Raw genomic sequence first — 3,639 nt, forward strand, 5'->3', positions numbered from 1 at the left:
TTAAGAGCCTGATTTCTTCCAGAACCCTTGTAAAATCATCCTTTGTGGCAAAGGTTTCAGATAGGATGGCATAGAGAGAGCCTCTTAATTGCGCATCCCTCTTTAGAAGGATAGGCAAAACCTGTAAGATATGTCTTTCTTCCTCTTTTATCAATGAAATAGGCATTTTTTATCTTTATCTCCTTAAAATAATTATATCTTCTTTCATTGTTTTTATCAACAAAAAATTTGCCCTTTTTACCAAATTAGGGTTTGACCCCTTCGACCCTCTGCGAATGTTCATATCCTAAATCAATCGCATCCTCCCATGAGACTATCACATAGGTACTTCCTGTATCCAAAAGGGCATCAAAATCTTTTGTGGCTTTTCTTCCGCCAATCTGAATAGAAACAAAGGGTGGAATCCTAGCAAATATTTCTATCATTAGAAAAGAACCGCCTTTACCGGAAGCTCGCCTGCATAAGTTTCATAGACATTTGGATCTTCCAGTTCTATATGAAGTTCGTGATGTGTTCTAGCAGAAGCCAAAATTTCACCCTTTATTGGCTTGTTATATTTATCCCTTTCGGTTACTTTTATCGCCAGCCACATCCCTTGATGTTTTTCCTTAATCTCTTTTATCTCCTCAACCATTTTTATTGCTCCCTTGTATATACAAATCCTTTGCCTCATCGCCCCAAATCAGCCCTAAAACTACCAATCTTGCTTTCAAAAGCTTCTTCATTTCTTTTCCTCCTTAATAAAATTTGGCTCTTCGCATCATAATATGGTGCAAAAATAATTGTATGCTTATCTTTTTAACAAAGAGCTTAATTGTAAATTTTATTTAGCTTTAGTTAAACACATACAATCTTTAAATCCTATCCTATGCACCATAATCCGTGATGAGCCGCATTGTTTCTTTCACTTTTTCAAAACATTATACTATGCCTCGCAAAAATCTTTGCAAGAAAAATTTTCTCTAAAAATGAAACAAAAAACAAGAATACCACAAAGATAATCTATTGTCTTAAACTGGCTTGTTACTTCATTATTTCTTTTGCTCATCAAGCCAGATTATACCAAAACAACATTGATTTATCAAATAAGTTTTGATTTTTAAGTTGTAGTTTTGACTTTTGAGCTTTGAGTTTTGATTTTTTTTGTGCCTTTGTGTCTATTCCATATAAACATCCTCCCTAATAATTCTTCTTAACCCCCCTGAGCGCTCTGTTGACCAATCCTTTGGAGGGATAATCTCATCCAAAAGCTCTAATTTGTTTAATTCCTTAAGCCTATCGTAAATTATCTGCCAGGCACACAAAATGTCCTTTGATATTTCGCATTTTCCCTGACTTGAGCCTCCACAAGGCCCATTAAAAAGACCCTTGGAACACCGAACAACAGGACATATTCCTCCTGTTAAATGCAAGATGCAATTTCCGCAGGCACCACACCTTTCAACCCATAGGCCCTGCTTTTCTGGAAAGCCAAGGAATGATGTATTTAAAGCTGGATAAACAGGAATCTGAGGAAATCTTTCAGCAATCACAGAGACGCCAATTCCACATCCAAGGGAAAGAATGGCATCTATATCCTTTATTTTGTCCGTTAGCTCATCAACGAATTCCCACTCGCACTGCCTTATAATTGTGCTTTCAGAAAATTCTATCTGTTTTCCTTCAAGATTCATTGCCATTTTTAAAGACAAAGCAAGAATTTTTGTCTCTTTCTCTCCACCTGCCATACATACCGTTACACAGGTTCCACAGCCAACAAGCAATACCTTTTTGTGGCTTGAAACCATTTTCTTTATCTCATCAAAGGGCTTTCTCTCTGCAATTATCATTTTACAAATTATATAAAAGTTAAGGGTTGTTTGACAATGATTTTTATATTAAAATGTAGGAATGGAATGGACAAGGACATTAAAGCCCTGTTTTAAAAGGGAAAATGGAAAAATTTATATTAAAGGAAGGGAATATATTGATTTCTCATCCAATGATTACCTTGGACTATCTTTTCACCCAAGGCTAAAAGAGGCTTGTAAAAGGGCAATAAGTGAATTTGGAATAGGAAGCTGTGGCTCAAGGCTTTTAAGTGGAGATTATGAGATTCATCATAGGCTTGAGGAAGAAATTGCGAAGCTAAAAGGAAAAGAAAAAGGCCTTATTTTTAACTCTGGCTATCAGGCAAATCTTGGAATAATATCTGCAATATGCGACAGGGAAAGTCTTATCATTGCTGATAGGTTTTCCCATGCAAGTATAATTGATGGATGTATCCTTTCAAAAGCAAGGCTTTTAAGATTTAACCACAATGATGTAGACCATCTTGAGAGCCTCCTTAAAAAAAATAAAGCCAAAAATATCTGGGTTATTACAGAATCTGTATTTAGTATGGACGGAGATAAGGCACCCCTTCTTGATATTGTTTCCTTAAAAGAAAGGTATAATTTTAAGACGCTTGTTGATGAGGCACACGCAACAGGCATTTTTGGTAAGGATGGAGCTGGCTTGGTTGATGAGCTTGGCTTAACTTCCAATATTGAGCTTATAATGGGAACATTCAGCAAGGCTTTAGGCTCTTTTGGTGGATATGTTGTGGGAGATAAAAAAACAATTGAGTTATTTATCAACAAATCAAGGGGCTTTATCTATTCAACATCCCTTCCTCCATCTATAATATCTGTAAATATTGAGGCAATCAGACTATTAAAGGATGAACCAGAGAGGAGGAAAGTATTGCTTAAAAATGCCTTTTATTTTAGAAAAATGCTTAAAATAGAAGGAGAAACCCAGATTGTTCCCTTTATTTTGGGAAACGAGGAATTGACAGTCAAGGGAGCAGAGTATTTAAGGGAAAAAGGATTTTGGGCACTTCCCATAAGACCACCAACGGTTCCAAAGAATACATCAAGAATAAGATTTTCTCTCTGTTTTTACCATACAAGGGAGATTTTGAATAGGCTTATGGGTGCTTTAAAAATCTACCATGAAGGATATGAGCTATAATAGGCACCATACAAATCCTTTTGCAAAGAATTTATAAAGACCCTTCCTGCATCAGGGCTTTCTTCATTAGTTATAAGAAACCAGCCACCAACATCTGTAATATCCGCTGTTTGTGAACCAACATACACTGCATTAGAATCCATACCTTCTAAAGATCTTCTAAGGGTAGTAAGCGGTATTCCTTGGGGAAAATATTGATCTAGAATTCTTCTAAACTCATCATTTGAAGTAGGATACACCTCATCGTTTGGTCTAACGCAATATGTTGTAACAGCAGATTGGATATTTTGAAGATTTTTTCTACATGCCTTCTCCCTTGATTTATCTACCATCCTTCCCACCCTTGGAAGCATTATAGCAAGCAATATTCCAATAACAACAACCACAAGCATTATCTCAACCAATGTAAAAGCTTTTTTCATATCTTAATTAAACCATAAATTCCTCATTTTGTCAAATTTTTTTTACAATTGATGTTATCATATAGAAATGATATATATATAATTATCAAATAGAAAGTATGTGTTGAGCTTCCCTAATATGTGTTGAGCTTCCTTTATGCTAAAGAGCCAGAAATCGCTTTGTTTAATTGTAAATTTTAAATTGTTTAGCAAAGCTAAACACGTACATAAATTTTAAAAATCC

The 3,639-nt window shown here is 35.3% G+C and carries 5 protein-coding genes; 1 reads left to right on the forward strand and 4 read right to left on the reverse strand.

All coding sequences use genetic code 11. The annotated features are described in order from the left end of the window. Window positions 1-245: 245 nt before the first annotated feature. From AB1630_11200 to AB1630_11210, 3 genes are all read right to left on the reverse strand, one after another. Complete coding sequence (locus AB1630_11200) at window positions 246-425, reverse strand: hypothetical protein (GenBank protein ID MEW6104359.1); 180 nt, start codon at window positions 423-425, stop codon at window positions 246-248. Beyond that, the gene (locus AB1630_11205) at window positions 425-634 is read right to left on the reverse strand and encodes a hypothetical protein (protein ID MEW6104360.1); all 210 of its coding nucleotides are present in this window, start codon (window positions 632-634) and stop codon (window positions 425-427) included. Before AB1630_11205 ends, AB1630_11200 begins: the two co-directional genes overlap by 1 nt. 523 nt (window positions 635-1,157) lie before the next feature. Next, on the reverse strand, window positions 1,158-1,829 hold the full coding sequence (locus AB1630_11210; protein ID MEW6104361.1) for a methylenetetrahydrofolate reductase C-terminal domain-containing protein: 672 nt from the start codon (window positions 1,827-1,829) through the stop codon (window positions 1,158-1,160). A 61-nt stretch (window positions 1,830-1,890) separates the two neighbouring features. Between AB1630_11210 and AB1630_11215 the strand changes: the two genes are divergently transcribed. Continuing rightward, a complete protein-coding gene (locus tag AB1630_11215; protein MEW6104362.1) occupies window positions 1,891-2,994 on the forward strand; it encodes an 8-amino-7-oxononanoate synthase in 1,104 nt (367 codons plus the stop codon). Here the strand turns inward: AB1630_11215 and AB1630_11220 are convergent. After that, window positions 2,970-3,416: a type II secretion system protein gene (locus tag AB1630_11220; protein ID MEW6104363.1), complete on the reverse strand. Its 447-nt coding sequence runs from the start codon at window positions 3,414-3,416 to the stop codon at window positions 2,970-2,972. The genes AB1630_11215 and AB1630_11220 overlap by 25 nt on opposite strands. Window positions 3,417-3,639 lie beyond the last annotated feature (223 nt).

It is taken from the genome of bacterium (genome assembly GCA_040753555.1).
Classification (GTDB): Bacteria; UBA9089; UBA9088; order UBA9088; family UBA9088; genus JBFLYE01.